The sequence below is a fragment of the Bacillus sp. SIMBA_008 genome (assembly GCF_046535495.1).
Lineage (GTDB): Bacteria > Bacillota > Bacilli > Bacillales > Bacillaceae > Bacillus > Bacillus subtilis.
Genome location: NZ_JAWRWL010000686.1, coordinates 1 through 261, shown reverse-complemented (window position 1 = coordinate 261; position 261 = coordinate 1). Strand labels below are relative to the sequence as shown.

General features: G+C 65.9%; 1 protein-coding gene. It reads right to left on the bottom strand.

The annotated features are described in order from the left end of the window. Positions 1-261 (bottom strand): hypothetical protein (locus SB658_RS24990; protein ID WP_410603106.1); only part of this gene is annotated, 261 nt, incomplete at both ends.

Here is a 261-nt window from a genome sequence, read left to right as displayed (position 1 = left end):
CTGCCATTGCCATCACCAATCAGCCCGGCAATCTCGGTGAGCTGCGCCACGGTCTCTGCCCCTGTCCCAGTGAGCGCCACATTGATGCGCCGCGACAGGTTTGCCGAGCGGGTCAGCACCAGGGCGCGGGTGTCCGGATCAAGATCCTGTGCCAGATCCAGACGCAGGCTGCGGCGCAGATCTGCCGCCGTGGACAGCGCCAGCGTGCGGGTGGCCTCATCCAGATCGGATCCCAGCACCAGATCCAGCGTTGCCACATGC